Source organism: Microcoleus sp. B9-D4, from assembly GCF_036705105.1.
Lineage (GTDB): Bacteria > Cyanobacteriota > Cyanobacteriia > Cyanobacteriales > Microcoleaceae > Microcoleus.
On sequence record NZ_JAUBTS010000050.1, the window covers coordinates 1 to 26,785 of the forward strand.

At 46.3% G+C, this 26,785-nt stretch carries 22 protein-coding genes; 11 read left to right on the forward strand and 11 right to left on the reverse strand.

Annotated elements, in window-relative coordinates; genetic code table 11:
- Positions 1-890: 890 nt before the first annotated feature.
- Positions 891-1,475: a PepSY domain-containing protein gene (locus tag QUB24_RS24285; RefSeq protein WP_333156080.1), complete on the forward strand. Its 585-nt coding sequence runs from the start codon at positions 891-893 to the stop codon at positions 1,473-1,475.
- A 188-nt stretch (positions 1,476-1,663) separates the two neighbouring features.
- The gene (locus tag QUB24_RS24290; protein ID WP_333156081.1) at positions 1,664-2,911 is read left to right on the forward strand and encodes an adenylate/guanylate cyclase domain-containing protein; all 1,248 of its coding nucleotides are present in this window, start codon (positions 1,664-1,666) and stop codon (positions 2,909-2,911) included.
- A gap of 47 nt (positions 2,912-2,958) precedes the next feature.
- Here QUB24_RS24290 and QUB24_RS24295 read toward each other — a convergent pair whose 3' ends face one another.
- The 8 genes from QUB24_RS24295 to QUB24_RS24330 form a co-directional block, all read right to left on the reverse strand.
- Positions 2,959-3,456, reverse strand: coding sequence for a chemotaxis protein CheW (locus tag QUB24_RS24295; RefSeq protein ID WP_333156082.1), 498 nt, complete (start codon positions 3,454-3,456; stop codon positions 2,959-2,961).
- 176 nt (positions 3,457-3,632) lie between these two features.
- Positions 3,633-6,506, reverse strand: a complete 2,874-nt coding sequence (locus tag QUB24_RS24300; RefSeq protein WP_333156084.1) for a hybrid sensor histidine kinase/response regulator — start codon at positions 6,504-6,506, stop codon at positions 3,633-3,635.
- Positions 6,507-6,567: 61 nt separating this feature from the next.
- Positions 6,568-6,897 carry a hypothetical protein gene (locus QUB24_RS24305; protein ID WP_333156085.1) on the reverse strand — a complete coding sequence of 110 codons (330 nt, stop codon included), beginning with the start codon at positions 6,895-6,897 and terminating at the stop codon, positions 6,568-6,570.
- Positions 6,894-7,187 carry a type II toxin-antitoxin system RelE/ParE family toxin gene (locus QUB24_RS24310; RefSeq protein WP_333156086.1) on the reverse strand — a complete coding sequence of 98 codons (294 nt, stop codon included), beginning with the start codon at positions 7,185-7,187 and terminating at the stop codon, positions 6,894-6,896. Before QUB24_RS24310 ends, QUB24_RS24305 begins: the two co-directional genes overlap by 4 nt.
- 111 nt (positions 7,188-7,298) lie before the next feature.
- Complete coding sequence (locus QUB24_RS24315) at positions 7,299-13,091, reverse strand: PAS domain S-box protein (protein ID WP_333156087.1); 5,793 nt, start codon at positions 13,089-13,091, stop codon at positions 7,299-7,301.
- A 90-nt stretch (positions 13,092-13,181) separates the two neighbouring features.
- Complete coding sequence (locus QUB24_RS24320; RefSeq protein ID WP_333156088.1) at positions 13,182-13,685, reverse strand: chemotaxis protein CheW; 504 nt, start codon at positions 13,683-13,685, stop codon at positions 13,182-13,184.
- Between the two features lie 257 nt (positions 13,686-13,942).
- Entirely contained in the window at positions 13,943-14,308 is a 366-nt protein-coding gene (locus QUB24_RS24325) for a response regulator (protein ID WP_333058429.1), read from the reverse strand.
- A gap of 506 nt (positions 14,309-14,814) precedes the next feature.
- Positions 14,815-15,021 carry a hypothetical protein gene (locus QUB24_RS24330; RefSeq protein ID WP_333156089.1) on the reverse strand — a complete coding sequence of 69 codons (207 nt, stop codon included), beginning with the start codon at positions 15,019-15,021 and terminating at the stop codon, positions 14,815-14,817.
- A 19-nt stretch (positions 15,022-15,040) separates the two neighbouring features.
- On the opposite strand from QUB24_RS24330, the gene QUB24_RS24335 reads away from it, so the two are divergent.
- From QUB24_RS24335 to QUB24_RS24345, 3 genes are all read left to right on the forward strand, one after another.
- Complete coding sequence (locus QUB24_RS24335) at positions 15,041-15,268, forward strand: hypothetical protein (protein ID WP_333156090.1); 228 nt, start codon at positions 15,041-15,043, stop codon at positions 15,266-15,268.
- Positions 15,229-15,963: a phosphoadenylyl-sulfate reductase gene (locus tag QUB24_RS24340; protein WP_333156091.1), complete on the forward strand. Its 735-nt coding sequence runs from the start codon at positions 15,229-15,231 to the stop codon at positions 15,961-15,963. The genes QUB24_RS24335 and QUB24_RS24340 overlap by 40 nt, the downstream gene beginning before the upstream one ends.
- 207 nt (positions 15,964-16,170) lie before the next feature.
- The gene (locus tag QUB24_RS24345; protein ID WP_333156093.1) at positions 16,171-17,148 is read left to right on the forward strand and encodes a class II fructose-bisphosphate aldolase; all 978 of its coding nucleotides are present in this window, start codon (positions 16,171-16,173) and stop codon (positions 17,146-17,148) included.
- A 178-nt stretch (positions 17,149-17,326) separates the two neighbouring features.
- Here the strand turns inward: QUB24_RS24345 and QUB24_RS24350 are convergent, their stop codons facing one another.
- Positions 17,327-17,920, reverse strand: coding sequence for a Uma2 family endonuclease (locus QUB24_RS24350; RefSeq protein WP_445300434.1), 594 nt, complete (start codon positions 17,918-17,920; stop codon positions 17,327-17,329).
- 9 nt (positions 17,921-17,929) lie between these two features.
- Positions 17,930-18,187: a hypothetical protein gene (locus tag QUB24_RS33690; protein ID WP_445300435.1), complete on the reverse strand. Its 258-nt coding sequence runs from the start codon at positions 18,185-18,187 to the stop codon at positions 17,930-17,932.
- 13 nt (positions 18,188-18,200) lie between these two features.
- Here QUB24_RS33690 and QUB24_RS24355 point away from each other — a divergent pair, with 13 nt between their 5' ends.
- Positions 18,201-18,332: a hypothetical protein gene (locus QUB24_RS24355; protein ID WP_333156094.1), complete on the forward strand. Its 132-nt coding sequence runs from the start codon at positions 18,201-18,203 to the stop codon at positions 18,330-18,332.
- Between the two features lie 105 nt (positions 18,333-18,437).
- Positions 18,438-20,648, forward strand: a complete 2,211-nt coding sequence (locus QUB24_RS24360; RefSeq protein ID WP_333156095.1) for a Tex family protein — start codon at positions 18,438-18,440, stop codon at positions 20,646-20,648.
- Between the two features lie 310 nt (positions 20,649-20,958).
- On the opposite strand, the gene QUB24_RS24365 is transcribed toward QUB24_RS24360, so the two are convergent.
- Positions 20,959-22,038, reverse strand: a complete 1,080-nt coding sequence (locus QUB24_RS24365) for a PIN/TRAM domain-containing protein (protein WP_333156096.1) — start codon at positions 22,036-22,038, stop codon at positions 20,959-20,961.
- 375 nt (positions 22,039-22,413) lie between these two features.
- On the opposite strand from QUB24_RS24365, the gene hemW reads away from it, so the two are divergent.
- The 4 genes from hemW to QUB24_RS24385 all read left to right on the forward strand — a co-directional run bounded on the left by hemW (position 22,414) and on the right by QUB24_RS24385 (position 26,616).
- Positions 22,414-23,781 (forward strand): radical SAM family heme chaperone HemW, encoded by a 1,368-nt coding sequence (hemW, locus tag QUB24_RS24370; protein ID WP_333156098.1) that lies wholly within the window; start codon positions 22,414-22,416, stop codon positions 23,779-23,781.
- A 226-nt stretch (positions 23,782-24,007) separates the two neighbouring features.
- Positions 24,008-24,268, forward strand: coding sequence for a hypothetical protein (locus QUB24_RS24375; protein ID WP_333156099.1), 261 nt, complete (start codon positions 24,008-24,010; stop codon positions 24,266-24,268).
- A 113-nt stretch (positions 24,269-24,381) separates the two neighbouring features.
- Complete coding sequence (locus QUB24_RS24380; protein WP_333156100.1) at positions 24,382-24,654, forward strand: DUF1830 domain-containing protein; 273 nt, start codon at positions 24,382-24,384, stop codon at positions 24,652-24,654.
- Positions 24,655-25,050: 396 nt separating this feature from the next.
- On the forward strand, positions 25,051-26,616 hold the full coding sequence (locus tag QUB24_RS24385) for an FAD-dependent oxidoreductase (protein ID WP_333156101.1): 1,566 nt from the start codon (positions 25,051-25,053) through the stop codon (positions 26,614-26,616).
- Positions 26,617-26,785 lie beyond the last annotated feature (169 nt).

The window sequence follows — 26,785 nt, forward strand, 5'->3', positions numbered from 1 at the left end:
GGCTTCTATGAATAATGATTATATGATGACTGTTCTCAACTCCTTTTGTCAAGCTTGATTGAGATGCTCTTACCCTGATATTGATAATGCGATTATGGGAGATGAAGAACTAATGCGATCGGATTTGTCTCTCACTCTATTTTTCAGCGACCCTGCAACTTATACGGGCGGGAATTAGTGATTGCAAGTACCCAAGGAGAACAAGCTTTCAAACTTGATGCTGGTTGAATGGTTGTTTATCCTACTACAACTTTACATCGTGTGGAACCTGTCACTGAAGGTGAAAGACTAGCGGCGGTGACTTGGGTGCAGAGTTTAGTTCGGGATGCTCATACTCGAGAAATTCTCTTTGATTTGGATACGGTTCGCGATACCCTTTTTTAGAAGTCTGGAAAGACACCGGAGTTTGACTTGCTATCCAAAAGCATTGCTAATTTGCTGCGAAAATGGGCTGATGTTTAGGTTGAGCAGGACTTACGCAAGAGACCAAGGAATAAGGGCAACCACGGGGGGATTGCCCCTACATTCACACGAGATGAGATATAGATGTCGTGCGTCCAGGACTATTTAGGAGGTTTTGGAGGCGGATGAAATACATTTTAGGTCTTTCCGAGTTCTTTACTTTGTTTTGTCACAGTAATTATGGTTATCAAAACGGTACTTCAGGGAGTGTTAGCAATTATGGATACGCAAGTGACGGCACTTTCTATCAAAATGAAATTATTTGCAACATGAATTACCCATTTTGACCAAAGAAACCGGGTTTTTTACCGCATCTGCGGGTGACAACGAAATATTTTCGCAAAAGAAACCGGTTTCTGCCTACCCGTGCGTCCAAGACAATCTGATTTGTCAACAACAAAACCTCTAAAAAATAGGAGAATAAATAGATGGCTAGGATTAATTTTCGCAAACTTCACCGCCAAGTTGCACCGATTATTTTCATCCCTTTACTATTGAGTGCATTAACTGGTGTTGCCTATCGGCTGGGAGAAGATTGGTTTGGCATAGAAGGTGATGCTGCTGAGATTTTTATGGATATTCACCAAGGAAGCTATCTCGGAAAGGAACTCAGACCATTTTATGTGCTTTTGCTGGCTTTGGGAGTGACTGGGCTGATAGTCACTGGTTTGACGATGACCAGATTTTTTGGTGGCGCACGCCCTGAAAGACCAGGTGCTAAACTTGATTTTCGTAAGGTTCACCGTATTGCTACACCGATTATTGTCTTGCCTTTAGCAGTCAGTACGGTTACAGGTGTAATCTACCGAGTTGGCAGAAGTTGGTTTAAGATGCCGAAAGAGGTAGGAAAAGTTTTTCTGAATATCCACCAAGGAGAATATTTGGGAGATTTTTTGATGCCAATCTATGTGCTTTTTGTGGGTATTGGTGCGATTTTGCTGCTGGTAACAGGAATCAATATGACTGGTATTTTTCGGAAACGTCGCCCGCAAACAACAGAGGAAGATAGCTAATAGACATCTCCCAAAAAGCCTCTGAAGAACAGGCAGGATGCCTGTTCCACAATAATTATGGGAGATGTCTAATAGATTTGTTTTTCGGGGATGACTGATGAATATCATGGTTTTAATTCTCTCTAGGGTTGCATCTTTTTTGGGGGACTGGTATACAATAATTATTTGGCAGCTAACCTTTAATTAAGATGAAAAATAGAAGTATTGAAACGGCAAAATCAAGTCTTAAGTCAAAAAAACTATGGGACAGTAGGCTACAAGGCAGTCGCACCAGTACATTTTTCAGTGAAGTATTAAGTAACAGCGGTCACTTTTTAATTCTGAAGACTTTATCAGACTTGATATTAGCTGGTTTCTTCAAATTTATCACAGACCCAACTGAATATTTACTGATAGTAGCAATGCTGGTTCAGGCTTGGTATCTGTCGAGCTCGAAATGCCACCGTTTTTGGGGAAACCTGATCTGCGTTGGTATCTATACGCTGATTGATGTGCCGATAGACGGGCTAGATTTTTTCCAATATCCTAGTCACATTGTCTTTTGGTTATTTTCTCTGATGATTGCTACTTTGCAAGGATTGCGATTCCATTGGGCTAAGGGTATTGATGATTGGCTGATTCCACTGGAAAGTTTGGTAAGGGCTCTGATGGTGGTAGCTTTTTATGTTGTGATTGGGATTAAGTCTCAATATTTAATTGCTAATTTAGAATTGATAGTGACATTTTCGCGGACGGCAACGCACTGGTTTCTTACTTGGAGTATGGTGTTTATCGGTTTGCTTTTGGGGTTGCAGTCACTACAGATTTCAAAACAAAGAAAGCAGCTAGAAAAAACAGCTCAACTACTAGGAAATATGGCAGAATGGGGAATGGGAAGTCATGTAGTAGACACAGCGCTTAACAATCCAGCAGGTTTGGCTTTTCAAAAGTGCGATCGCACGATTTTATTTATGGATATTCGCGGTTTTACAAGTTGGTGCGAAAAAACTTCCCCTGAGACAGTTGCAGCGGTTCTCAATGAATATTACCGTTGTGTTGAACCAGCCGCCGCCAAGTTTCAGCCTTTAAGAATAACTTTTACAGCCGATGAAATTATGGCGATTTATGCTACGCCACAGCAGGGAATTGCTGCGGCTAAATCTATGAGTAAAGCTGCTTCAGAAATGCTTGAATTATATGGAATTGGTGCGGGATGCGGGGTGCATTGCGGAAGCGTTATTGAAGGGCTATTTGGCGGTGCAGATGTTCGGACTTATACGGTGATTGGTGATGTTGTCAATACAGCTAAACGCTTAGAAAGTGCCACGCCTGGTGGTGCAATTACTATTTCTGATGCTGTTTATCAAGGGATGTCACAACATCTAACGGTGGAACCTTGTGAACCGATAGTGGCTAAAGGTAAAACAGCAGCTTTAATGGCATGGCGGTTAATATAGCTAGCCGTCAGGGATTGCGAACACAGAGTAAAAAAATGGCGATATATTCACTCAGAAAACTCTGATGATATCCTCTGGTTAAATAGCTCTAAATTTAGATAAAAAACTTCTGTACCGTCTGGCGATCGAATTAACTTTTCTACGGCGTTAGGGAGTTGATCTTGGCGGTACAATTCGGGAATTTCGCAGAAGATTTCTTCGGTAATTTCCAAAATTTTTGGCATATCAGGAAGGGGAATCCCTAACCGATCGCTTTTATTTAAGGTACAAATAATCAGGTATTTGCACTCACCAATGCTCGGACTGCTGGGAAATATTGTGGATAAATTAATTATGGTAATCAGTTCTTCTTGATGCCGCAGTAAACTATTACCGTTAGGTAAAAGACCGTAGGCATTAAAGTTTTTAACAATCCGCTCCACTCGTTCAATAGGAACAGCATAGTAAATATTTCCTAGTTCAAAGGAAACAAATTTTTTAGGAGAAATTCTAACTGTCGCTTGTTTCTTGCTCCGAAAGCGGCGATTGTAATTGGCGTGAGTCATTCGATTTTAGATTTTAGATTTTAGATTGAGGATTATTGGATTTTAGATTTTAGATTATTCGATTTTAGTAGGTGAGTCGGGTGCGTAGTTCCCACTATTATTCGCGTATTCAATTACTTTTTGCCTAAGTTGTGTTTGAGATTAGGGATTATTTGATGGGAATTCGAGATAGTGGATTAAATTATTGAGTGGTGGATTAATTTGGGGATAGCTTGTAAAAGTTGGGCTTCGCTGTAAGGTTTGGTGAAATATTGATTTGCGCCTAATTCCATTGCCATTTGCCGATGTTTTGCCCCGCTACGGGATGTCAGCATGGCTACAGGAATCTTAGCAAACCGCTCGATCGATCTGATCGATCGCAACAATTCAAATCCATCCATCCGGGGCATTTCAATATCCACGATCGCCAAACTGCAATCAAGACCATTTTGCAACTTTTCCAGGGCATCCACACCGTCTTTCGCCTGTACCACCCGGTAGCGAGCACGAGTCAGCGTCAGAGACAGCAACTGGCGAATTGTATAGGAATCATCCACTACCAAAATCTGCGGTGACTGACTCGCACTCGGCGGTATCTCCTGGACTTTACCGGAGACAGCGGCGATCAAACTATTTACCACAGGTTGGCCCACCAAATCGTCCACATCCAGAATATTCACCACACGCCCGTCCCCCAAAATCGTAGTCCCCAAAACGCCGCGAGGCTTGGATAGAGGCGGTGGCAAAGGTTTAACGACAATTTCCTGCTGACCGATCAGCCGTTCCACGGCCACCGCCAGCATTCCTTCGGTAGAAGCCAAAACCAGGACGGGAATTTCCTCTTGGGTCAAAGGGTCAGGAGAGGGGGCATCCGGCGGGAGGACGCTGTATTCGAGCAAATCTTGCATCCTCACCAAACGAATAAATTCCTCCCGCCACCACAGCATCGGCTGATTGCCGGCAATGTGAACTTCCGAGGCTTTAATGTGAAGAATTTCCTCGACTGCATCCAGCGGCACTGCTATTTTATTGTGATCGGTCTTCACCATCAAAGCATCAGTAATCGACAGCAGCAGTGGCAGTTTAATGATAAAACTCGTACCTTTTCCCAGGCGAGAGTCTATTTTCACACTCCCCCGCACAGTCCGCAAATTTGTTCGCACCACGTCGAGCCCGACTCCCCGCCCTGAAAGGTCGCTGACCCCTTCTGTAGTGCTGAAACCCGGCCAAAACAGAAAATCGTAGAGTTCAGCAATGGAAAATTCTTGAGCTTGTTCCTCCGTAGCCAAACCCTTTGTGACAATTTTACGGCGAATCATTTCCGGGTCAATACCTTTGCCGTCATCGGCGACAGTAATAATAGTTTGGCCACCTTGGTGGCGGGCTTCTATTTCTATTTGACCGCTGGCCGACTTGCCGCTTGCTTTCCGAACTTCGGGCATTTCGATGCCGTGGTCGAAAGCGTTTCTCACTAAGTGTATTAAGGGATCGCGCAAAGCGTCGAGCAAACTTTCGTCAATTTTGGTATCTCTTCCCACTAGCAGCAGGTTGACATCTTTATCGTATGTGATACACATCTCCCGGAGGGCTCTGGGCAAGTGATCGACGGCGCGACTGAAACTCACGACTCGCAACTGCATGACGCGGCTGCGTAGTTGTTCGGTAATGCGGCGCAGTTGGTCGGTACTGCGCTCGAATTTCATGGCTAAGGTGTCTAATTTGGTGGCGGATTGAGAAATTGCTTGGGCCGTTTCGATGACTTCTGCGGCTGTCGAGTGGAACTCTGTATAACGATCCATCTCTAAGATATCGAAGTGAGCATGAACCGGAGAGGATTTGCCGTTAGCAATCATGGGGAATTCTGTTTCTGCAGCCGCAAGTTTTCCCAATCCAGAGTTCCCGTTTCCCCCTCTCCACTCTGCAAAGCTCAGTCTGTCATATTCTTCTCGCAACTGACCGCCGAATTGGTTCAAATCTACGATATTGCGGCGGATGCGCTTGACTTCGCCGCGCAGTTCGGATTCTTGAAGTTCTAAATTTGTACGGTTGATGACTAATTCTCCGACTAGATTCACCAATTCAGTTAAGCGTTCTAAGTCTACCCGGATTGTCGGCCTTTGCGGGTTGGGGACTGGGAGAGTCGAGGAGGGGGGGATTTCGGGGGGAGTGGGAGAGGGAGAGATTTCGGGGGGAGTGGGAGAGGGGGAGAGTGGGAGAGTGGGAGTGGGGGAGAGTGGGAGAGTGGGAGTGGGAGAGGGGGAGAGGGGGAGAGTGGGAGTGGGGGAGATTTGGGGGATGTCGATCGCCCTTCCTTCCAATATTTGTTGGCGTGCGGTTTGCAAGTTTTGGGCGATCGTCCAACCGTCGGATTGCAACCGTTGTACCGTCAAGTCTTGAGAGTCAATCAAATCTTTGAGGGCTGCGGCGACTTTCCCAAAATCCGGCAATTGCAGCATTCCAGCCAAACCGGAAAGTTGGTAGTAAACCTGGTTGAGGGCGGTGACGCTTGTTGCCAAATCTGCCTCGGAAGCTTGGGAAAGCTCGGTTTCTAGGCGATTGAAGAGTGCCGGCACTTGGTGTTCAAAAATCAGTTTCAGGGTTTCGGGGGCGGGCGATTGGCTGACTGCGGGGACTGGCTGCTGTTCTGACGTGCCGTACTTAGCCTGGAACTGGGCGAAAATTTGGGCGATCGCCTCCAAGTTTTCCGTTTGATCCGGAGTTGTGACATCGGAGTGTTGAACTGATTCGATCGTAATCTTTTTGAGAGCATCCACCCCCTGCAGCAAAACACTCACAGTAGTCGGTTCCAGGGCTGCCAAGTCTGTGCGATCGCGCAAAATGACAAAACAGTCCTCCAGCGTGTGAGCCGCCGCCGATACGTTTTGAAAGCCCAACATCGAACCCGCACCTTTAATCGAGTGAGCCGCCCGAAACATTTCTTTAACTGCCGCTTGTCGCTCTTTCAAACCCGCAGCTTCCATCGCCAGCAGATTCGTCTCCATTGACTGGAGAAACTCTTCGCATTCTGCGGTAAAAGCATCTATTAATTCGTTTAAATCGTCATCATTCATATGAGCGGCCCAGATAAGCGGCCAGTAGTTTTGAACTCTTACCGATAACCTCGGTTCTTTGCTAATCGTTTGAACTCAAGGAATTTTCTAAGGAATTTTCTTTCGTTATTTCCGATCGCAAGCCAAGTTGTTGCCGCACTGCTTGCAATGATTTTCCTCTTTTTACCTTCGGGCGATCGCTTGGAGGCGGCACATCGTCAGCCGAAATAACTGGTTTTTTTAGAGCAGCAAGGAGTTGGTTTAATTCTTCTTGAAGTTCTTCCACTGATTCTCCAAAAGGTGCGGTTTCTTTTTCAGAGCAGGCTGCGATCGCACCCTTATCGTCATAATACACCGTGCGAATTGTGTACCCGCCATCCTCAAAAAATACTCGATAATCCCAGTTCATCATAGTTCTTCCTCTGCTCCTTGAAATATGTATATATTCCCCTGCTTGCCAGCGATGCGCTCTATACTGACAATTTTAACTTGCTTGTCAACGTTGTACAAAATGCGATATACACCCAATCTCAATTCCCATTCTGCTGTATTATTTGGACGCAGGGCTTTCCGGTTGCGCGTCTCAGTAGTGGGTTCATAACAAAGGTTAGCCTCAATACCGTCAACAATTACATTCTGTTCGTGTTTCTTAAACCACTGCAAATCCTCAATCGCTTGGTCTGTAAACTCAATCTCAAACACGATCGCCACAACCTAAAAGTATTTCAAATACTCATCAATCTTACCATTCATCATCGCACACTGCCACAATACCCAGAACCCCGACTTATTGAAGAAGTCGGGGTTCTAAAATTACGAACGGAAATTCGCCACCGACTTTTGCAATTGGCCCAGAGAACCAGACAACTCGTCCAAAGATGCTTTGACATCCGCACCTTTTTGTGCGGTAGTATTCGCAATCTCGTTGACTTGCTGCATACTGTTAGCAATTCCCTCAGCCGAAACAGTTTGCTTGGCAGATGCGATAGTAATATTCTGCACCAAAGCATTCATTTCTCGACTAACTTCGATGATGGCATTGAGGTGAGTTTTAGCTTCGCTTGCCAGCTTAGTGCCTTCCACTACCTCCAGCGTCCCCGATTCCATTGCCTTCATGACGCGGCTGATTTCTTCTTGAATTGTACCGACAATTTCCGAGATTTCCTCCGTAGCGCCGGCGGATCTTTCTGCTAATTTCCGCACTTCTTCGGCAACAACTGCAAAGCCTAAACCTTGTTCGCCGGCTCGCGCCGCCTCAATAGTAGCATTCAGAGCTAATAAATTAGTTTGCGAAGCAAGTTGAGAAATCGAAGTCACAATTTTGCCAATTTGCTGTGAAGATTCGCCCAAACGCTTCATCATTTTCGAGGTAGAGGCGATCGTCAACCGGAGCCCGTTAATGCCTTCGACAGCTCGATCGACCGCCATACCGCCGACTTCAGCCGTTTGAGAAGACTGCTGAGCCACTGTTTCCGCCCGCACCGAAACATCTCGCACGTCGCGGATCGAATTCACAATCCGCTCAATTTCGCGCATGATGGCAGATATTTTTGCTGCTTGAATTTCCGCCTGTTGGGTAAGTTGACTGGTATTGTTAATTGACTCGTCGGTGGCAGATGTTACCTGTTCGGCTAAAGTTTGAATTCCCGTTACCACTTTCCGCAGAGAACCGATTAAGAAGTTGAAAGAGTCGGCGACAGCACCTAAAACATCGTTAGTCACTTCCGCCCTGACTGTCAAGTCGCCTTGAGCTGCGCCTTTAATTTCTCCCAACAATTTAAGGACTTGCTGCGTCAGAGAATCAGCTTCAGCTTTACGTTCTGCTGCCAATTTTTCTAGTCGTTCTTCTGCCTCTTTGCGCTCGGTGATGTCAAAGCGAATGGCGATATATTTGACTATTGTGCCGCTGGTATCAAAAATGGGGGAGATCGTCGAATCTACCCAGTAAAACGAGCCATCTTTGCGTCGGTTTTTGATTTCCCCTTTCCACACCAAACCGCGAGAAAGTGTCACCCACATTTCTTCAAAAAATGATTTGGGATGGTAGCCGGAATTGACGAGGCGGTGGTTGCGGTGCAGGAGTTCTCCCATGCTGTAACCGGAGATTTCAATGAATCTGTCGTTGACGTAAGTAATCATGCCTTGGACATCAGTTTCGCTGACGATCGCCGATTCGTCTAGGGCATTCTGCCGAGTTTTGAGTTCTTGCAGCAAGCGTTCCTGTGCCTCAGCCAACTGCTGCATTCGCTGCTGAGATGCTCTTTGTTCGGTGACGTTGCGGCAAACGACTACGCCGCCTTTAAGCGCCCCCGTTTCGTCTTTGAGCGGCCGGCCGTTAATTTTCACCCACAGGCCTTCTGGCTTCCCTGCGTGGCGGGTAAAAAGGTCTACGTCGTCAACGGCTTCTCCTCGAACCGTGCGCGCTAAAGGTATGTCGGCTGGGGGATAGGGAGTTACCGTATCGGGCAAGAATAAACCGTATCTTGTTGACCATTCATTGGGAAGAGCATCTGTCGCACCCATGCCAAAAATATCTTCGGCGGCGGGGTTGAACAAAACAAAATTGCCTTTTTCGTCGGCAGCAATTATGCCGTCGCCAATGCTGTTTATTAGCAGTTGTAAGAGATTGCTTTGCTGGCGAAATTTGTCTTCGGAACTGGCTAATTGGGCTGTTGTTTTTTCCAGTTGTACCATCGCCTGTTTGGTTTCGGTAACGTCGCGAGCGACTGCATACATGAGCTGTTGTTCGGTTACAGGTCGCACTTTCCACGACAGCCACCTGTAGGAACCGTCTTTGCAGCGGTAGCGATTTTCATAAGACTTTAATTCGGCGCCGCTGGCTACTTTTTCCGCTTGTTCTATGGTTGATTCGCGATCGTCTGGATGGACTAAATCGATATAATAGTTGTCTTCAAGTTCATGCGCCTTGTAGCCGAGTGTGTTTTCCCAAGAGGGATTGATGCGCTTGAATTTGCCTTCAAAACCTATAATACAAACCAAGTCTAGGGAAAGGGTAAAAAATCGATCGCGCTCTTCTTCTGCTTTTTTACGATCGGTAATTTCGATCGCCACACCGCCGACACCGATGGGTTTGCCGTCTGATCCGGGCAAAGGAAAGTATGAAGCCAGCCAATCTCGCAGGACGCCCGGTTCGTTGAAGATTGATCCCGACACCTCAACGTTTAAAAACGGTTGGTTGGTGACAAGAACTTGCTGCAACATCGGCTGTAGGGTATCGATCATTTCGGGTATAACTTCCCTCACTGTCTTGCCCAGGTGTTCGGCAACTGAGACGCCGGTGGTTTCGGCTAATTTCTCGTTGACTTGCACGAAGCGCAACTGCTCGTCAAAAATAAACATTGAGGCCGGGGCGGCTGTGAAAAATGCGTCAAAGCGGGTTTGACGCAAAACTAATTCTCGTTCTAGGGCTTTGCGATCGCTGATGTCGCGGCCTTCTGGAATTAGCATCAAGACTTTGCCACTGTCGTCTGTGATGGGTTTGATGGAGAAGTCAACTGTCGCCACTGCACCGTTGGCAACTAGCACATCCACTTCGTAACGGACTACCTCGCCGGCTGCGGCTGCGGCGATCGCTTCTTGTATCTGTTGCTTGGTTTCCGGGGAAATCTGCCACCACAGGGTTTCGGAAAACGGAGTGCCTATTATTTCTTCGCTCTGCAGGCCTGCGGCGGCCAAGGCTGTTTGGTTGGCCTCCAAAACGGTGCCGTCCGGTTTGAGCAGACCTATGAATTGGAACGATTGGTCGAAAATGGCTCGGAACAGTCTTTCGCGATCGCGCACCATCTCTTCTGCGCGTTTGCGATCGGTGATGTCGCGACTAACTGTTGCCAACCCGATCGGCTCGCCGGTTTCCGGGTTTTTGACTGTAAATAGGGTGAAGTCAACCGGAAAGTTTTCGCCGGTTTGAAAGTTCCTCAAGCGGAATTCACCCTGCCAAAAACCGTCTCGCACAGTAGCCGGCAGGATTTCTTCTTTGAAAATCTTAACATCTTCGGGTGAGAAGAAGTCATCAACACTTTTGCTTTTTACTTCTTCAATATTTGGCAATCCTGCTAGTTTCATTCCCGCGACATTCAGGTATGTTGCCTCTCCATCCAAGGTTGCCGTGCCGATAAAATCCGAGCTGCTTTCTACGAGCGAAATCAATCTTTGCTTTTCGATTTCTGCTTGCTTGCGCTCGGTGATGTCGTTGTTAGTTTCTAAAATTGCTTTGGGTTTTCCCTGTTCGTCTCGCTGCAAATTCCAGCGACTGAATACGGTAATTTTGGTATCATAATTGGTGGTGTGAATTAATTCTCCTTCCCAATAATCCTGCTCTTCTAACTGTGCCGAGATAGCTGCTAAAGGCTGGGGAAAAATGGTGTGCAATAGAGTATGGGTGACTTGCCCCAAGGCTGCTTTTTTTGTCCAGCCGTACATCCGTTCGGCTCCCTGACTCCAATAATTAATCCTGCCTTCCATATCCCGAACGATCAGAGCGTCGCTGGCAAGGTCGAGCATTTGCAAGTTCTGCTGCAAGGCTTCTTCTGCGCGTTTGCGTTCTGTAATGTTGCGGGCGATCGTTGAGACAAATTCAACTTCTGAATTCTCGGATTTGTGGGCAACAATTACTTGAGAAACTGGTATTTCTTCGCCGTCTAAACTCTGCCAAACAGTCTCGCCACTCCACACCCCGTCCCGGCAAGCTGCGGGGATGCCGACTTTCACAATAGTGTCGATACTTTTGGGGGATGTCAGGTCAGAAATGCTGATTCCGGCTAAATCTGCGTGCTGGCCAATCCCCAACATTTCTCTGGCTGCGCGGTTGAGATAAATGGTGCGCTGTTGGGTGTCGGCAATACCTACCCAGTCAGTTGTGGTTTCTAAAATTGCTTTGAACCGCAATAGTTCTTGTTCAGATTTGCGACGATCTGTGATGTCGCGCGCGAAGCAGAGCATTCCTAAAATGTTGCCTTCTGGATCTTTGAGGGGCAATTTCTGGGTGTCGAAGGTGTGTACTTTGCCGTCGGCTAAGGTGGCTAAGTCGTTGGAGGCGGGCGCGAGGTGGTTGCCGGCCCGGAAGTTTTGGATTTGGTTCTGGGAATCTGTTTCGGCCTGGAAGTTGGCGAAGATTCGATCGACCGATATGCCGATTTCTGCGTCGTCTTTGCCGATAATTTCTGCTTGAGTTTTGCCGAAGGCGGCGGCGAAACCTGCATTGACTAGGGTGTAGCGCAAGTTTCGATCTTTGACGAAAATGCAGTCTGGCGTAGCGTCAATGACTGTTCGCAGCAAGTTTTGGGAGCTTTCTGCTTCTGCCAGTGTCTGCCGCAGTTGTTCTTCCATTTCCACGCGATTGGTGATATCTCTAATCGCGGCAACGAGAAATTGTCTGCCGTCGGCATCTACAAAGGTAGATTTTTTGGCGGAGACAAAGCGGGTGTTTCCTGCTGGGTCTGTAATGGTTTTTTGGACTTCGATGCTGGTATTTGTCAACAAAACTAATTCGTCTTTTTCTCGATATTTCTCTGCTTCCTCTTTGGGCAAAAACTGGTCGTATGATTTGCCAATTAGTTCTTCTCTCCTATGACCGAGGTATTGACAAAAGGCATCATTTAATATGATCCAGCGGTGCTGTTGGTCTTTGACATAAATCGGGTCGGGGATGCTGTTGAGGATGTTGTTTAAGAATTGTTCTGAGGCTTTTAATTGCTCTTGGGCTGCGGTGCGATCGCGAATTTCCTGTTCCAATTGGGCGTTAGTTTGCAGGATCTGCTCGGTTCTTTCATTCACTCGCTGCTCTAGTTCTGCGGTTAGCTGCTGCAATGCGGCTTCTGTCTGTTTGCGCTGGGTAATGTCGCGGCCTTCGGCGAGGATTTGAAATACTTCTCCTGTTTCATTTAACAGCGGCTTAAACGACACGTCAATTACTGTCACATGGTTGTTGGGGCCGGTGATTTCGTATTCTTCCCGGACAAACTTGCCGGCCGAGACTTGTTTAATGTTCGTTTTTAGGCGCTGCTGGTTGGTTGGAGATGATGCCCACCCTGGTGTCAGCCAAAATTTCACCCCCAGCACTTCTGATGCTTGGAAATCGCCCAATTCTAGCGCTGTCTGATTTGCTTCGATCAGAGTACCGTCTGGCTCCAATAATGCGATCGCTTGAAAAGCTTGGTCAAAAATTGCGTGAAATCGCTGGGTAGTTTCGCTCAGCGCTTGTTCTGTTTCTTTTTTAGAGTTAAGGATTTGGGTGGAACCTACTAAGAAGTCGTAGCGGTTGGACAAACTCAAAAAAGCGATCGCCGGAATTACAGTTATCCAATCCCACACTGTTTGCGCCACCGGAGAGTGCGGCAGTCCTAAGTATTCGGCGGCGTGGCCGCTGTGACCGAAAGCGCAGCTCCAAAATATGCCTGCTGTGACTGTGGCGAAGATGTCGAACCCGAATTGACGGTTTCGCCACAAACCTAAGCTGATTAGCCAGGCGATGGCAAAGTAACACACACAAATGATGCAATTAGCAGCCCCAGCTACCACCGATGAGGACAAGTCAGGCAATGTCAGGGTGAAAGTCGTTGCGATCCAGGTATAGAGAAGTTCGATCATAAAATTAAGGATGGGCAAATCGGATGCGGGCGATCGTTAGTTAAAATTATTGATGCACAGCCGTTGCAGACTTATCTGTATTGTTGATTTTTACCAGCGTTCGGAATGGGCGATCGCTTCTACATCGACAATCATTAGCAAGCGTCCTTCGGAATTGTACAGACCTTTTAAGAATGGAGCTAGGTCGGGACTGACATCTAGTGCTGAGACAATGCGATCGGGATTGAGAGGTAAAACTCCTTCGACGCGGGAGACGGCTAATCCCAGGCGCATTTTCGAGAACAATCTCACGTCTCGTGGATCGGGCGCTTCTACCACTAAGATGCGGCTGTTTGGGTGGTAGGTGTCAACCGACTCAATACCGACAAACAGTCCAAAGTCTGCTGTTGCTAAGATTTCGCCCCGCAAGTTGGTTAATCCCAGCAAAAATGGCTGGGTGTTGGGAACCAGGGAAATCGGTTGTTCCTTGAGGGAAAGGACTTCCCGCACTGCCTCTAATTCTATGCCGAACAGACTGCCTCCTTGACCGAACAGGAGAAATTGCTTTGTTGCACTTGTCTGATTCCCCCCAGCGGGGGGAGCCGTTATTTTCATGGCTTATTTTTAGTTTCTAGTGTAGCTTACAAATTAAAGTTTTGCTTTGACCCTAAAGCCGATCGCCCATCGAGTTTTTCAGCATCACTTTGGGTGCCTCAAATGTTTCCGTTAAATAAATCCAGGCTGGGCAAATAAGCTGGTTTTTATCATTAAACATAAACTTTTATGGAATTCAAAAACCCAGTTTATTAAAAAAAAAACGGGGTTTGTCGGTATAATGTTTTTTGGGAAGCCGCCGATGGCTTATATTCGGTTTACGCTGAAAGCAGGCGCTGCACTATGTGGACGAGTTGTTGAGGTTCAAAGGGTTTGCTGACGTAAGCGTCGGCCCCTAAATCAGTTCCCCAAGCTTTATCGATCTCGGTGTTTTTATGAGTACAAAATACTACGGGCAATTTGGCAGTTGTGCGATCGCCCCGCAATTCTCTGATCACTTCAAACCCGTTCATTCGTGGCATCACTACATCTAAAACGACCAAAGCCGGAGGGGTTTTGCGGATCAGGGCGATCGCTTCTTCGCCGTCACCTGCCCGCATCACATCCAATCCGGCATCTTGAAGAATGCGGCAGATAATTTCTAGTTCGCTCTTAACGTCGTCCACTACTAAAATTTTGGACATGATTCCCCACTTCCTTGCTGTTATTGACAGCGGACTATGTTTATTTAGAAGCTGACGCGATCGGCGGCGATGAGACTAGACCGCTTTGCGGACAAATTAATGTACTTCCAAATACATTATATAGCCGATCGTAGGGCTGAAGGTTAGCTGTCAGCGATAAAAAGCGATAAAAATTTACTTTACTAACGGAATCGCTCTGAATAAATTAATCGGCAATTAGTAATTGATTCGTGGTAATTCGCTGTTTTGAAACCAACTGCTCTCAGTAGAAAGCTCCCTAGCCAGACCAAAGCCGGATATTCTACGTATTTTTTTTAGCTTGATTCCCAATAATCTAGTTTGGGACAGTGCCTAAATGAGGGTGGCTAAAATATTTAAGTATCGGAAGTAACAGCAATTTAAAAGGAGCTATAGCGGTATTACTACAGGTATTAAAATAAGTTTTTTTCGTTAAAATACAGCACAATATCGCTGAGCAAGCGCTATTATTTAATTAATGATACAAGTCAAATTTTCGGATTGTAACAATGACATTTAAATAATTTTATTGTGTGGGATTTATAATTGGGGGGCAAATTCAATGGATCGCGCGACAGTCCCATTTTACCCAGTAGAGGAGTTTTGGGTTCACCAAAACTGCTACGAGTGGGCGATCGCCATCCTTGAGCTTGATTGTGGGCCCAGCCGAAAAGACTGCTGCAAGATGCCGTCAATCGATTTTAGATTTTAGAATTGAAGAAAGCGCTCCCACTGATAAATCTGGGGGCTGGTGATGAGCAGTCGGAGGTTTTTTCTCGCTTCACGGATGAATCCGGCGGCCCCGGACGACATGGCTTGATTGTCAAATTAGTCGGAGAGAGAGAGACGGCGATCGGCTATAATAAAGGGCTAGAGGAAAAGAACACCGAAAACCCGAAAATATGGTTGCCATCCAAAGAAATCTCAACATTGCCGCCCTAGAAGCAGAATACAGTCAAAAAACACCGCGAGACATTCTCAAATTTGCCCTAGAAAATTTTGACAATATCTCCATTTCTTTCAGCGGGGCTGAAGATGTAGTTTTGATCGATATTGCCTCAAAAATAACCAAGAATTTCCGCGTTTTCACCCTAGACACCGGACGATTGCACTCAGAAACTTATCAGTTTTTGGATCAAGTCAGAAAACATTACGGCATTAAATTAGAAGTAATGTTTCCCGATGCAGCAGAAGTACAAGCCCTAGTAGAAGAAAAGGGATTGTTTAGTTTTTATCAAGACGGTCACAAAGAATGCTGTGGCGTGCGGAAAGTCAAGCCGCTGCGCCGCAAATTGAATACTCTCGATGCTTGGATTACCGGTCAGCGCAAAGACCAAAGTCCCAGTACCCGCAACGGTATTCCGGTTATTGAAGTTGACACTGCGTTCTCAACTCCTGACCATGAATTAATTAAATTCAACCCCTTAGCAAACTGGTCTTCTGCAGAGGTTTGGGAATACATTCGCGCTTTGGATGTGCCTTACAACAAGTTGCACGAACGTGGTTTTGTAAGTATTGGTTGCGAACCTTGTACAAAGCCGGTATTGCCGAACCAACACGAACGCGAAGGTCGCTGGTGGTGGGAAGAAGCGACCGTAAAAGAATGCGGTTTGCACGCTGGTAACGCACAAACCTAGTAGTAAATCACTCAAGGAGTAAGGTGCGCTAGGCTCACCAAACAAATAGTAGGGTGCGCTAGACGCACCTTACTCAAGAATCAATGCACTTCACATAAATCGTAGCCGAAGAATTCGCAATTAAAATAAACACAAATTAAGCTGAGCTGGGCCTAGAACTTTGATAGAATGAGCAACATTCAGAAAAGTTTTTAAAGTAGGTACTATATGCTCGCATCAACTAGCGAATTGCTGAACACGGCCTTGAGAAGTGGTTATGCGATCGGCGCTTTTAACGTCTACAACCTCGAAGGAGTAAAAGCCGTCATCAATGCGGCCGAAGCGCTGCACAGTCCTGCTATACTGCAACTTCACCCCAGTACCCTCCAATACGGAAAATCGCCTTTAGTCGCGCTGTGCATCAAAGCGGCTCGCAAATCTTTAATGCCGATCGCAGTACACTTAGATCACGGCCCCTCAGAAAAAGACATTCACCTCGCCCTAGCCGCCGGCCTCAAATCAATTATGGCAGACGGTTCTTTTTTGCCATACGAACAAAACTTAATATTTAGCCGGGAAATGACTAAATTATGCCACGCTAACGGTGCGGCAGTTGAAGCAGAAATCGGCAGAATTAGTGGCCGGGAAGAAGGTTTGACAAGCGAGGAGAAAGCCGCAAGGATGACCGATCCCGTAGCAGCAGTAGAGTTTATCAAAGAAACTAAGGTGGATTTTTTAGCCGTAACAATTGGTAACGTTCACGGCAAATATTGGAGCGAACCGAAACTCGATTTTCCGCGTCTGGCCAAAATCCGGGCTGCTGTTTCAGTGCCGTTAGTGATGCACGGTGCTAGCGGTTTGCGGGAGTCAATGATTCATCAATGTATTAAATTGGGAGTCTCTAAATTTAATGTGAATACGGAAATTCGCGAAGCTTATATGGACGTGTTAAAAAGTAGCATTTCTGAGGCAGATCCGGATTTGTTGGAAATAATGGAAAAAGCTATCGATTCCATGCAATCGGTCATTTCTGACAAACTGCAACTTTTTGGTTCTGTCGGTAAAGCTTATTTGCATCAATCTCCCTACGCGGATGACTTAACCGCAAAGAGTACCAGCAACAAACAAACAAGCCGCAACCAATCAATTTTTGATCAAATGTTACAGCCTGTGTATAGTGAAGCTTTCTGTCTTCTTGTGAAGTAAAAAAAAATTAAAGTCCTGACTGCGAACCAGTTTTTATATCATGTCCCATCGAGTGACCGCGATTAAAAGGGCGGGTTTTTGAGATTGTCAATTATTGGCAGATATTTTTCGTAAACCCGCCCCTACCGTATTAGGCGTAATCGACCAGACATAATATTAGTCAGGACTTCAGTCTTCTCTAACCGTTTAAAAATCGATCGGGATCGATGCCAGATTCCCGCAGCCGCCGAATTAAAGACTGCAATTGAGCTTCCGCTTGTTGAGCCCTAGATTCCGCTGACTCTGCCCGCGGCCGTTGCTGTTCCGCTTCAGTCAGAATCCAATTGCCATCAACATCATACCAGCGCAACCACAGTCGATCGATTCCCTGAAACTCCCCTTGCCACAAACCCAAGCCCAAACTTAGGCCAGCAATCCACACTCGCGGATCGGGCAATTCTAATTCTTGATAGTGTCCGCCCTTCAATTCAAAGACTCGCAATTTGTTAGTATAGCGGCTGAAAACGGCATAAACAGGAACCCGCAAAATTTGCTCGTAAACCTCCCATTTTCTCGGCGGTTCCTCCTTCGTCTCGGCCTCCAAAACTTGCCCGTTACCCGCAGTGTTTCCCGACTGAGGTGGCAACTTTTCTTCATCGGTATTGTCGCCTAAATCTTCTTTTTCCGTTCCCGGCGAAAGCAGTTCTACAATTACAAAAGGATTCACGCCTTCCTGCCAAGTAACATAACTCATCCGCAGTTCGGAGCGATCGTAAAGTCGGGGAACTCCCACAACTCCAAACTAATCCGGCAGCTTGTGCCACAAAGTGTGATGCACGTCATAATAAAGGTTCATGTCGGTGCCGCTAAATATCTCAGAAGCCGGATAATTCCGAGGGCGAAACGTCAGGCTCAACAACTGCGGCTGCAAATCGTGAAATTCGTCAGGCAAACCAGGTTCCTCCGGGTCTTCGCTAGGTAAATCGTACATCGTCGGCAGCGTTTCTCTGGGCGATCGCGGCGGATCGGTTTGCGGCACAGGATATTTAAAAGGAAACATATAATATTGAGCAATGACTCCATTTATGCTAACATCATGGGAACATCCCAATGATGCTTTCACAGGAGTGCAAGCCGGAGAGCTAGAAGCGAGATATATCGGCTTTGCTGTGCGGGACGAGGGCACTCCTAGAAAGCGATTTTAACAAAAATGGGATGATTCCCTTTTCTTCGTCTCTTCTGTGAAGTTAATCTAAAATCTAAAATCTAAAATCTAAAATCTAAAATCGACTGATCCGAAATTCTGCACTATGATCGACATTCCTCAACTGATTGCTCAAGAACTTTCCATTAATCTGTCTCAAGTAAACAATGCTCTGGAACTTTTTGCAGAGGGAGCAACAATTCCGTTTATTGCCCGCTACCGCAAAGAACGCACGGATTTGCTGAATGAAATTCAGTTGCGGGATATCTCCGATCGCTTCACCTATCTGACGGAAATTGAAGAGCGCAAAAAGTCTATTTTAGATACGATTAGCTCTCAGGGGAAACTCACTGAAGAACTGCAAGCTAAAATCGAATCGTGTTTGCAAAAAAACGAACTCGAAGACCTTTATCTGCCTTACAAACCCAAGCGGCGGACGCGAGCGACAATTGCTAGGGAAAAAGGTTTGGAACCGCTGGCAGAATTTATCAAGTCTCTGAACTTACCGACGGCTAAACCAGCAGACTTGGATGCGGAAGCTGCTAAATATATTTCGGAAGAAAAGGGAGTGAAGACAGCAGAAGAAGCTCTCAAAGGTGCTGCGGATATTTTGGCGGAAGCGGTTTCGGAAAAAGCAGAATTGCGGGCTTATTTGCGAGAATTTTTGATGAAAACAGGAGTTTTGGTCTCGAAAATTAAAGAGGATTTCCCGGAAGGAAGCACTAAATTTGAAATGTACCGCAATTACCAAGTTGCAGCGAGAAGCGTTCAGTCGCACAATATGTTAGCGCTGTTTCGCGGAGAAACGGAAGGGGTTTTAGATTTGGAATTGGCTTTTGATGAATCCGCCGTGATGGCTTATTTGGAAGCTCAAGAAATTAGAACTAGGATACCGTTCGTTAAAGAGTTTTATCGATCGACTTTGAAGGATGCCTTCAACCGACTGATGAAGACTTCGTTAATTACAGAAGTGCGATCGCACAACAAAGCCGTCGCTGATATCGAGTCGATCGCCACTTTTGAAACCAACCTCCGCGAGTTGCTGCTGTCAGCGCCGGCGGGAATGAAACCGACACTGGCGATCGATCCGGGATTTCGCACGGGGTGCAAAGTTTCCGCCCTCGATGAAACCGGGCAATTTTTAGAATATCAAGCAATTTTCCCCCACCAAGCGGCCGCTCAGCGACAACAAGCGGGTAAAATTGTCAAGCATTTAATTGAAAAATATAAAATTGAATTAATCGCGATCGGCAACGGTACAGCTTCCCGCGAAACAGACGAATTTGTTTCGGAAGTTTTGGCCCAAATGGACAGGAAACCGATTAAAGTCATGGTGAATGAATCCGGTGCATCGATTTATTCAGCAAGCGAAGTGGCGATCGCCGAATTTCCCGATCTCGACATCACCGTCCGCGGCGCAGTCAGCATCGGACGGCGCTTGCAAGACCCCCTCGCCGAACTCGTGAAAATCGACCCGAAATCAATAGGAGTCGGTCAATACCAGCACGACGTTGACCAAAAACTGCTCAAAAAGAAACTCGATGAAACAGTCGAAAGCTGCGTTAATTATGTCGGAGTTGACTTAAACACAGCATCCAAAGAACTGCTGACATTTGTATCGGGAATGACGGCAACAGTTGCCAAAAATATCGTTAATTACCGCAACGAAAACGGCGCATTTAAAAATCGCCGTCAACTCCTGAAAGTTCCCAAACTCGGCCCAAAAGCTTTTGAACAAGCAGCCGGGTTTCTCCGCATTCGCGGCGGAGAAAACCCCCTAGACAATACAGCAGTTCATCCCGAAAGTTATCCTGTAGTGCAGGCGATCGCCAAGGATTTAGACTTGCCGCTGACAGGAATAACACAAATATCGGAAAAAATCAAGACTGTAAACATCAAGAAATATGTCACTGAAAAAGTCGGTGAACCAACACTCCGAGACATTATTTCCGAACTAGAAAAACCCGGAAGAGACCCGCGCGCCGAGTTTAAATATGCCACTTTCCAAGCAGGGATCAAAGAAATCTCCGATTTGCAAGTTGGGATGGAATTAGAAGGCATAATCACGAATGTAGCTAACTTTGGAGCCTTTGTTGATGTGGGAGTGCACCAAGATGGTTTGGTTCACGTTTCTCAATTAGCCGATCGCTTCGTAGATGACCCCAAACAGATTGTTAAAGTCGGACAAGTTGTGAAAGTGCGGGTTTTGGAGGTGAATGAGAAGTTAAAGCGGGTTAGTTTGACGATGAAGCTGCAAGAAAAACCGCAACCGCAAAATGGCAATAGCGCCAGGCTTCCGGCCCCGCGCCGACGTTAAAACTTTGGGGAAAGGTGAAAAAGGGCGATCGAACCGCGAAGACGCGTTCGGCGAAGCCGTTCCCGTAGGGTAGGACACGAAGGAAGAGAAAAGAAGGAGAAGTTGGTAATTGCTATTTTTTCTTGCTAGCTTTCCAAGTGCCACCGTAGAAGTAAAAAGGATTGTTTTTACTTACGGATTCCCAACATTTAAGACACAAAAAAAACCACTGCCCCGACTCGTCATACCGGGCGCGGTAGAGAGTCGGGGCAGATTGGGAACAACGATCGCAATATTTGATTCTGATTGCCCTGGCCATTGTTACTCAGTTTTAAACAATAACGGATTCTTGAGGGCGGGCGAATATCATGCGGCCGGCGCTTGTTTGCAGGGCGCTGGTGACTACGACTCTGGCTTCGCCGCCGACATAGCTGCTGCCTGCTTCTACGACAACCATTGTGCCGTCATCCAAGTAACCGATTCCCTGAGAGGGTTCTTTGCCTTCTTTGCGGATTTTTAGTTCGATCGTATCTCCCGGCAAATAAGTCGGGCGCACCGCATGAGTCAAATCGTTGATATTCAAAACTGGCAGTTTTTGGACGGTAGCTACTTTCGATAAGTTGTAATCGTTGGTGAGCAAAATGCCGTCGATCTCCAAAGCGAACCGGACTAATTTCGCATCGACTGTGGCAAGATCTTCGTAGTCAGCCGAGTGAATTTGAATCCGTTCTGGATATGTTTCTTTGATGCGGTTGAGTACATCTAAACCTCGGCGTCCGCGCACTCGCTTTTGATCGTTGGCGGAATCAGCTACCAGTTGCAGTTCTTGGAGTACGAATTGCGGCACGATAATTTGACCTTCGAGGAAACCTGTTTCTAGCAAGTTTTCAATTCGGCCGTCAATAATGCAGCTAGTATCGACAACTTTGGCAGTTGCTGGTTTGAAAGTACCTTCGGCTAGCAACACCGTGTCAAAGCTTTTGGGGTTGATCAGGCGCAAGAAAGCGCGGCCGTGGGTGTCTGTTAAACTGACGCCTGTGAAGCCGAACATGACGCTACCCAAGACTGCGACTAAAGGTTTGATGAAGCCGAACTCGCGGGGTATGGGCAGTAGGAACAGCGGAGCCAGCATTAAGTTCGCTACTAGCAGTCCGATGATTAAGCCGATCGCCCGCGTCAGCAGCATCTCCACCGGCATATCGCGGACTTGTTTTTCCACCCGGCGGTAGGTTGTTTGAGCCACTAATCCCATCACGAAGCCGATTAATGCTCCAAAGGAACCTAGTACAGAACTTAAGCCTTGTATATTTGTAACTTGCTGCAGCAGATTGCTCGGCAGGAGTTCGACTCCGTAATAGCCGATGCCTCCGCCTGCGATTATGAATGAGATTATTATGATTGCGTCTAGCATTAGTTCTAGGTTAATGAATTTATTCCTATTATATCTTTCTAGTGCTGATACTTGTTTTCATGCTTTGGTCGGATATCGCTATATTTGCTGAGGGATTTTTATAAACTTATATTTACCCGTTGTACCCTTTGGGGGATGTGCCAGGGAGTCGCTCGGAATTTACCACGCCCCGCCGCCAGCAGGCACGAGGTGCGAATAGACCGCCCTGCGAGCTGTTCGGGAATTTGGGCATATCGAAATCGGTACGAGGTTAAATTAAAAGAGCCGATCGTTCGCAGCGCTTGTTTGGTAAGAAAATGTCATAATATACATAATTATTCATGATTGTTTAATTAAAACTTTAGATTTGAAGTTGCGCTTTCGGCGTCAGATGTAATGAACCCTACCACAGATTATTTAACATTTGAATTAAAAAAAAGTGTGCTAGCAGCAAATTCCGGGATTCCTAGTTCGGCTTACCTGCATATACCTTTTTGTCGCCGCCGCTGTTACTACTGCGATTTTCCGGTTTTTGTGGTGGGCGATCGCAAAAATGGCGATAATTCCGGGACAATTGTGCAATATGTTGCTGTACTGTGTCAAGAAATTCAAGCAACTAAAAATTTAGGCGCATCTCTGAAAACAGTTTTTTTTGGTGGTGGCACGCCTTCGCTGCTTTCTGTCAGTCAGTTGAGCAATATTTTAGAGACTCTCGACGGCAAATTTGGGATTGCTGCTGAGGCGGAAATTTCTATAGAAATAGATCCGGGTACGTTTACTTTAGAACAGTTGCGGGGATATGCAGCGGCGGGAGTAAATCGAGTTAGTTTGGGAGTGCAAGCTTTTCAGGATGAATTGCTGCAAGCTTGCGGGCGATCGCACTCTGTCGCTGATATTTTTGAAGCAGTGGAAATAGTGCGATCGGCTGGTATTGTCAATTTCAGTTTAGACCTAATTTCGGGACTGCCTCACCAAACTTTACAAAACTGGGAAGCTTCCCTGAAATCGGCAGTGGAAATTAGCCCGACTCACCTGTCGAGTTACGACTTAATTGTTGAGCAGGGAACTGCTTTCGGGCGCTACTTTGAAGCAGGCGCGCAGCCGCTACCAGCAGATGAAACCGCTGCTGGAATGTACCGTTTGGCGCGGGAAATTCTGACGGGGGCTGGATACGAACATTACGAAATTTCTAATTACGCTCGCGATGGCTATCAGTGCCGCCACAACCGCGTTTATTGGGAAAATCGCCCTTATTACGGTTTGGGAATGGGGGCGGCGAGTTACGTGGAAGGCCGGAGGTTGACTAGGCCTCGCAAAACTCAAGAATATTATCAGTGGGTGCGATCGATCTCTGGCCTCAATTCCCCAGCTACTCCACAAATTGGGGGGGAAACCCAGCCAGATATTTACCCAGGAATTGAGCAAAATTTTCCCGTCTCAGAAAATGACCTTTTGTTAGAAACGCTGATGCTAGGTTTGCGTTTAGCAGAAGGAGTTAGCCTGTCGGCGCTGACTGAAAAGTTTACTCAGCAAACGGTTGATAAAATTGGGCATTGTTTGCAGCCCTACTGGCAGCAAGGATTGGTGGAAATTATGACGGATGATAAGGCGATTCCCTACGGGATAGCTCCGCTTCACGCAACTTTAGGCGAGGCCTCGAAACTGCCGCTTTCGGGCAATTTGAGGTTGAGCGATCCTGAAGGTTTTTTATTTTCTAATACAATTTTAGCCGATTTGTTCAGCAAGTTAGGCGAGGATAATTAGCTCTGTCTGAGGAAGTATATCCCCAGCAAGCGCGATCGGCCCTAAAGCCGGGGCCGCCAATGCGCTCGAAAGGAAATTTAATTGCTCCCTAGCTTGATAATCTAAAAAATAATATATTTTCTATCGATCCCTAAACAAATCTTAAAGGTGAACTAAGCCTTGAGATAGACGCAACAACAGCACTCCAGCCGTCATACTTAAGACTGAACATTTAAAAAGTAATTTAATGAACACTTTAACTATCGAACGCAACCAAACCCAAAACCACCACTGCCTTGTAATTAGCGAGCGCGGGTGCAATCCGGCTTCCAAGTGTAATTTTTGCGGTCACTATCAACAGGCAAGAGGTTCAGTTGGTCACTGTCAATTGTTGAACGCACCTGTTAAGGGAGGATGGAAATCTTGCGCTTTAGCAAGGCCGGCTTTTGCACCTTCTTGGGAATACGTGGAAGGCGCTGATGTTTCCCCAGCGAAATTTATTAATTAACCCAAACTATGTAAAAAAAATGTATAAAAAATTGTGTTTTAACTGGTAATATGCTATATTATGCTTAGGCCCGTCGCCGATAGCTCGCACAATTGCACAAACAAGTTAAAAAAATGAATTTGACACTAAATCAGGTAATTTCCGAAGGTGATACGCGCATTTTGTGTTGGTATCTTAATAATACTAGCAAAGTGCAAATCGCTCGAATTACAAATATTCCTAATTGGTATTTTGAGCGGACAGTGTTTCCGGGGGAACGTTTTTTGTTTGAAGCGCTGCCGGAAGCTCAGTTAGAAGTTTGCAGGAGTGCGGATACGGGTGGTATAGTGTGCGAGCGAATTTTGTGCGATCGGCTGCGAGTTGAAGAATTAAGCACGGCTGATTAAAGATAATTCCTGAGACTTACCAACGAGAGGTAGAAACCCGGTTTTTTTTCAGAAACCGGGTTTCTCTGTATGATTAGAAAAACTCCGTTCGCGATCGCACTTGCGACATCACAAAGCCCATGTCTTCGTAGATTTCTCGTTACTAAGCCCAAAATTCGTATAAACTCACATCTTGCACCATTCTCGCTTAACAGGCTCTCCGGCCTGTTCCACAAAGAGTAGATTTTCTTGTGGAACAGGCCGGAGAGCCTGTTCCTAAAAAGCTTATTGACAATGGTGCAACATCTTAGTATAAACCGGGATTCTCGCCACCCCATGCGTCAGCCCTGAAACTGTCGCAAATGTTAATCTAAGTTAAATTATAAAAAATCCACCACTGTTTAATACTAAAACCCGATGTCCCTCACCGAACAAATCCTCTCCCAACTGCCAGGAGACGCCCTCGGAGGCCTGAGAAAAGTCGATCGACTCTGGGAAAACCTCAAACAAAACACCGCACCAACACCCCAAACAGTCAAACACAGCCAACAACCCCTCGAAACCCTCGACTTCGACATAGTTATCGGCGGCGGAACCCTAGGAATATTAATCGGTACAGCCTTAGCCGTGCGGGGTTGGCGAGTAGCCTTGATAGAACGCGGCACCCTGCGAGGCCGCGATCAAGAATGGAACATTTCTCGCAAAGAATTAGACGCATTCTTAGAACTAAATCTGCTATCTGTTGAAGAGATTGAAAAAGCCATAGCCACCGAATACAACCCAGCCCGCATCAGCTTTGCCAACACCCCAGACATTTGGGTGCGCGACGTACTCAACATCGGAATAGACCCAGTTTATCTCCTAGAAACCCTGAAACAGCGATTCCTCCAAGCTGGAGGAAAGCTATTTGAAAATACACCATTTAAAACAGCAACCATTCACCCAAATGGAGTCCTTGTAGAATCGGCAAATACCGATACGCAACCTGCTACAAATTTATTTAAAACCAGATTATTATTAGACGCAATGGGACATTTTTCGCCCATTGTCCGCCAAGCTAGACAAGGGAAAAAACCCGACGCCGTATGTTTAGTAGTCGGCAGTTGCGCTCAAGGATACCCCAAAAACGACACGGGCGATATATTTGCATCCTTCACCCCAATGCAAAATCAGTGCCAATATTTTTGGGAAGCATTTCCAGCCAGAGACGGCCGCACCACCTACTTATTTACCTACATAGACGCCGACACAGAAAGATTCAGTTTAGAAACATTATTTGAAGAGTATTTACGCTTGCTTCCCCAATATCAAAACGTCGAACTCGAACAGTTAAAATTCCAAAGAGCACTCTACGGATTTTTCCCCTGCTATCGCCAAAGTCCTCTAAAAACGCCTTGGAATCGCCTACTCCCAGTCGGAGACAGCAGCGGTAGCCAATCTCCCCTCAGCTTCGGCGGTTTCGGCGCAATGGTGCGCCACCTCAAACGCTTGACTCTAGGAATTGACGAAGCTTTGACAAGCGACAGTCTCAGCAAAAATTCCCTCGCACTTTTGCAACCCTACCAGCCGAATCTATCAGTTACCTGGTTGTTTCAGCGTTCGATGAGTGCTGCGATGAATCAAAAAATAGACCCCAATCAAATCAATCAACTTTTGGCTGCCGTATTTCAGGTAATGGAAGAGTTGGGAGAACCGGTACTCAAACCGTTTCTTCAAGATATCGTGCTGTTTCCGGCTTTGTCCCAAACCCTGTTTAAAACAGCAATTAGCCATCCAGGATTAGTTATGAAAATTATCCCGCAGGTTGGAATAGCTAATTTGCTCGATTGGATCGTTCATTATGTAAATTTAGGAATTTATACGGGATTGCAGCCTTTGGGGAAAGCCGTAGAACCGCAGGTAAAAAATTTAGCACCGGAACAGCAATACTATTTTCACCGATTAGTTGAAGCGTGGCAATACGGCGCGGGAGGCGATTATTAATTAATTGTGGCACGGGCATCTTGCCCGTGGCGAATATATGAACAGGCAAGATGCCTGTTCCACAACACAATATAATTTATTGATTCATTAACTGTGGCACGGGCATCTTGCCCGTGGCGAATATATGAACAGGCAAGATGCCTGTTCCACAACACAATATAATTTATTG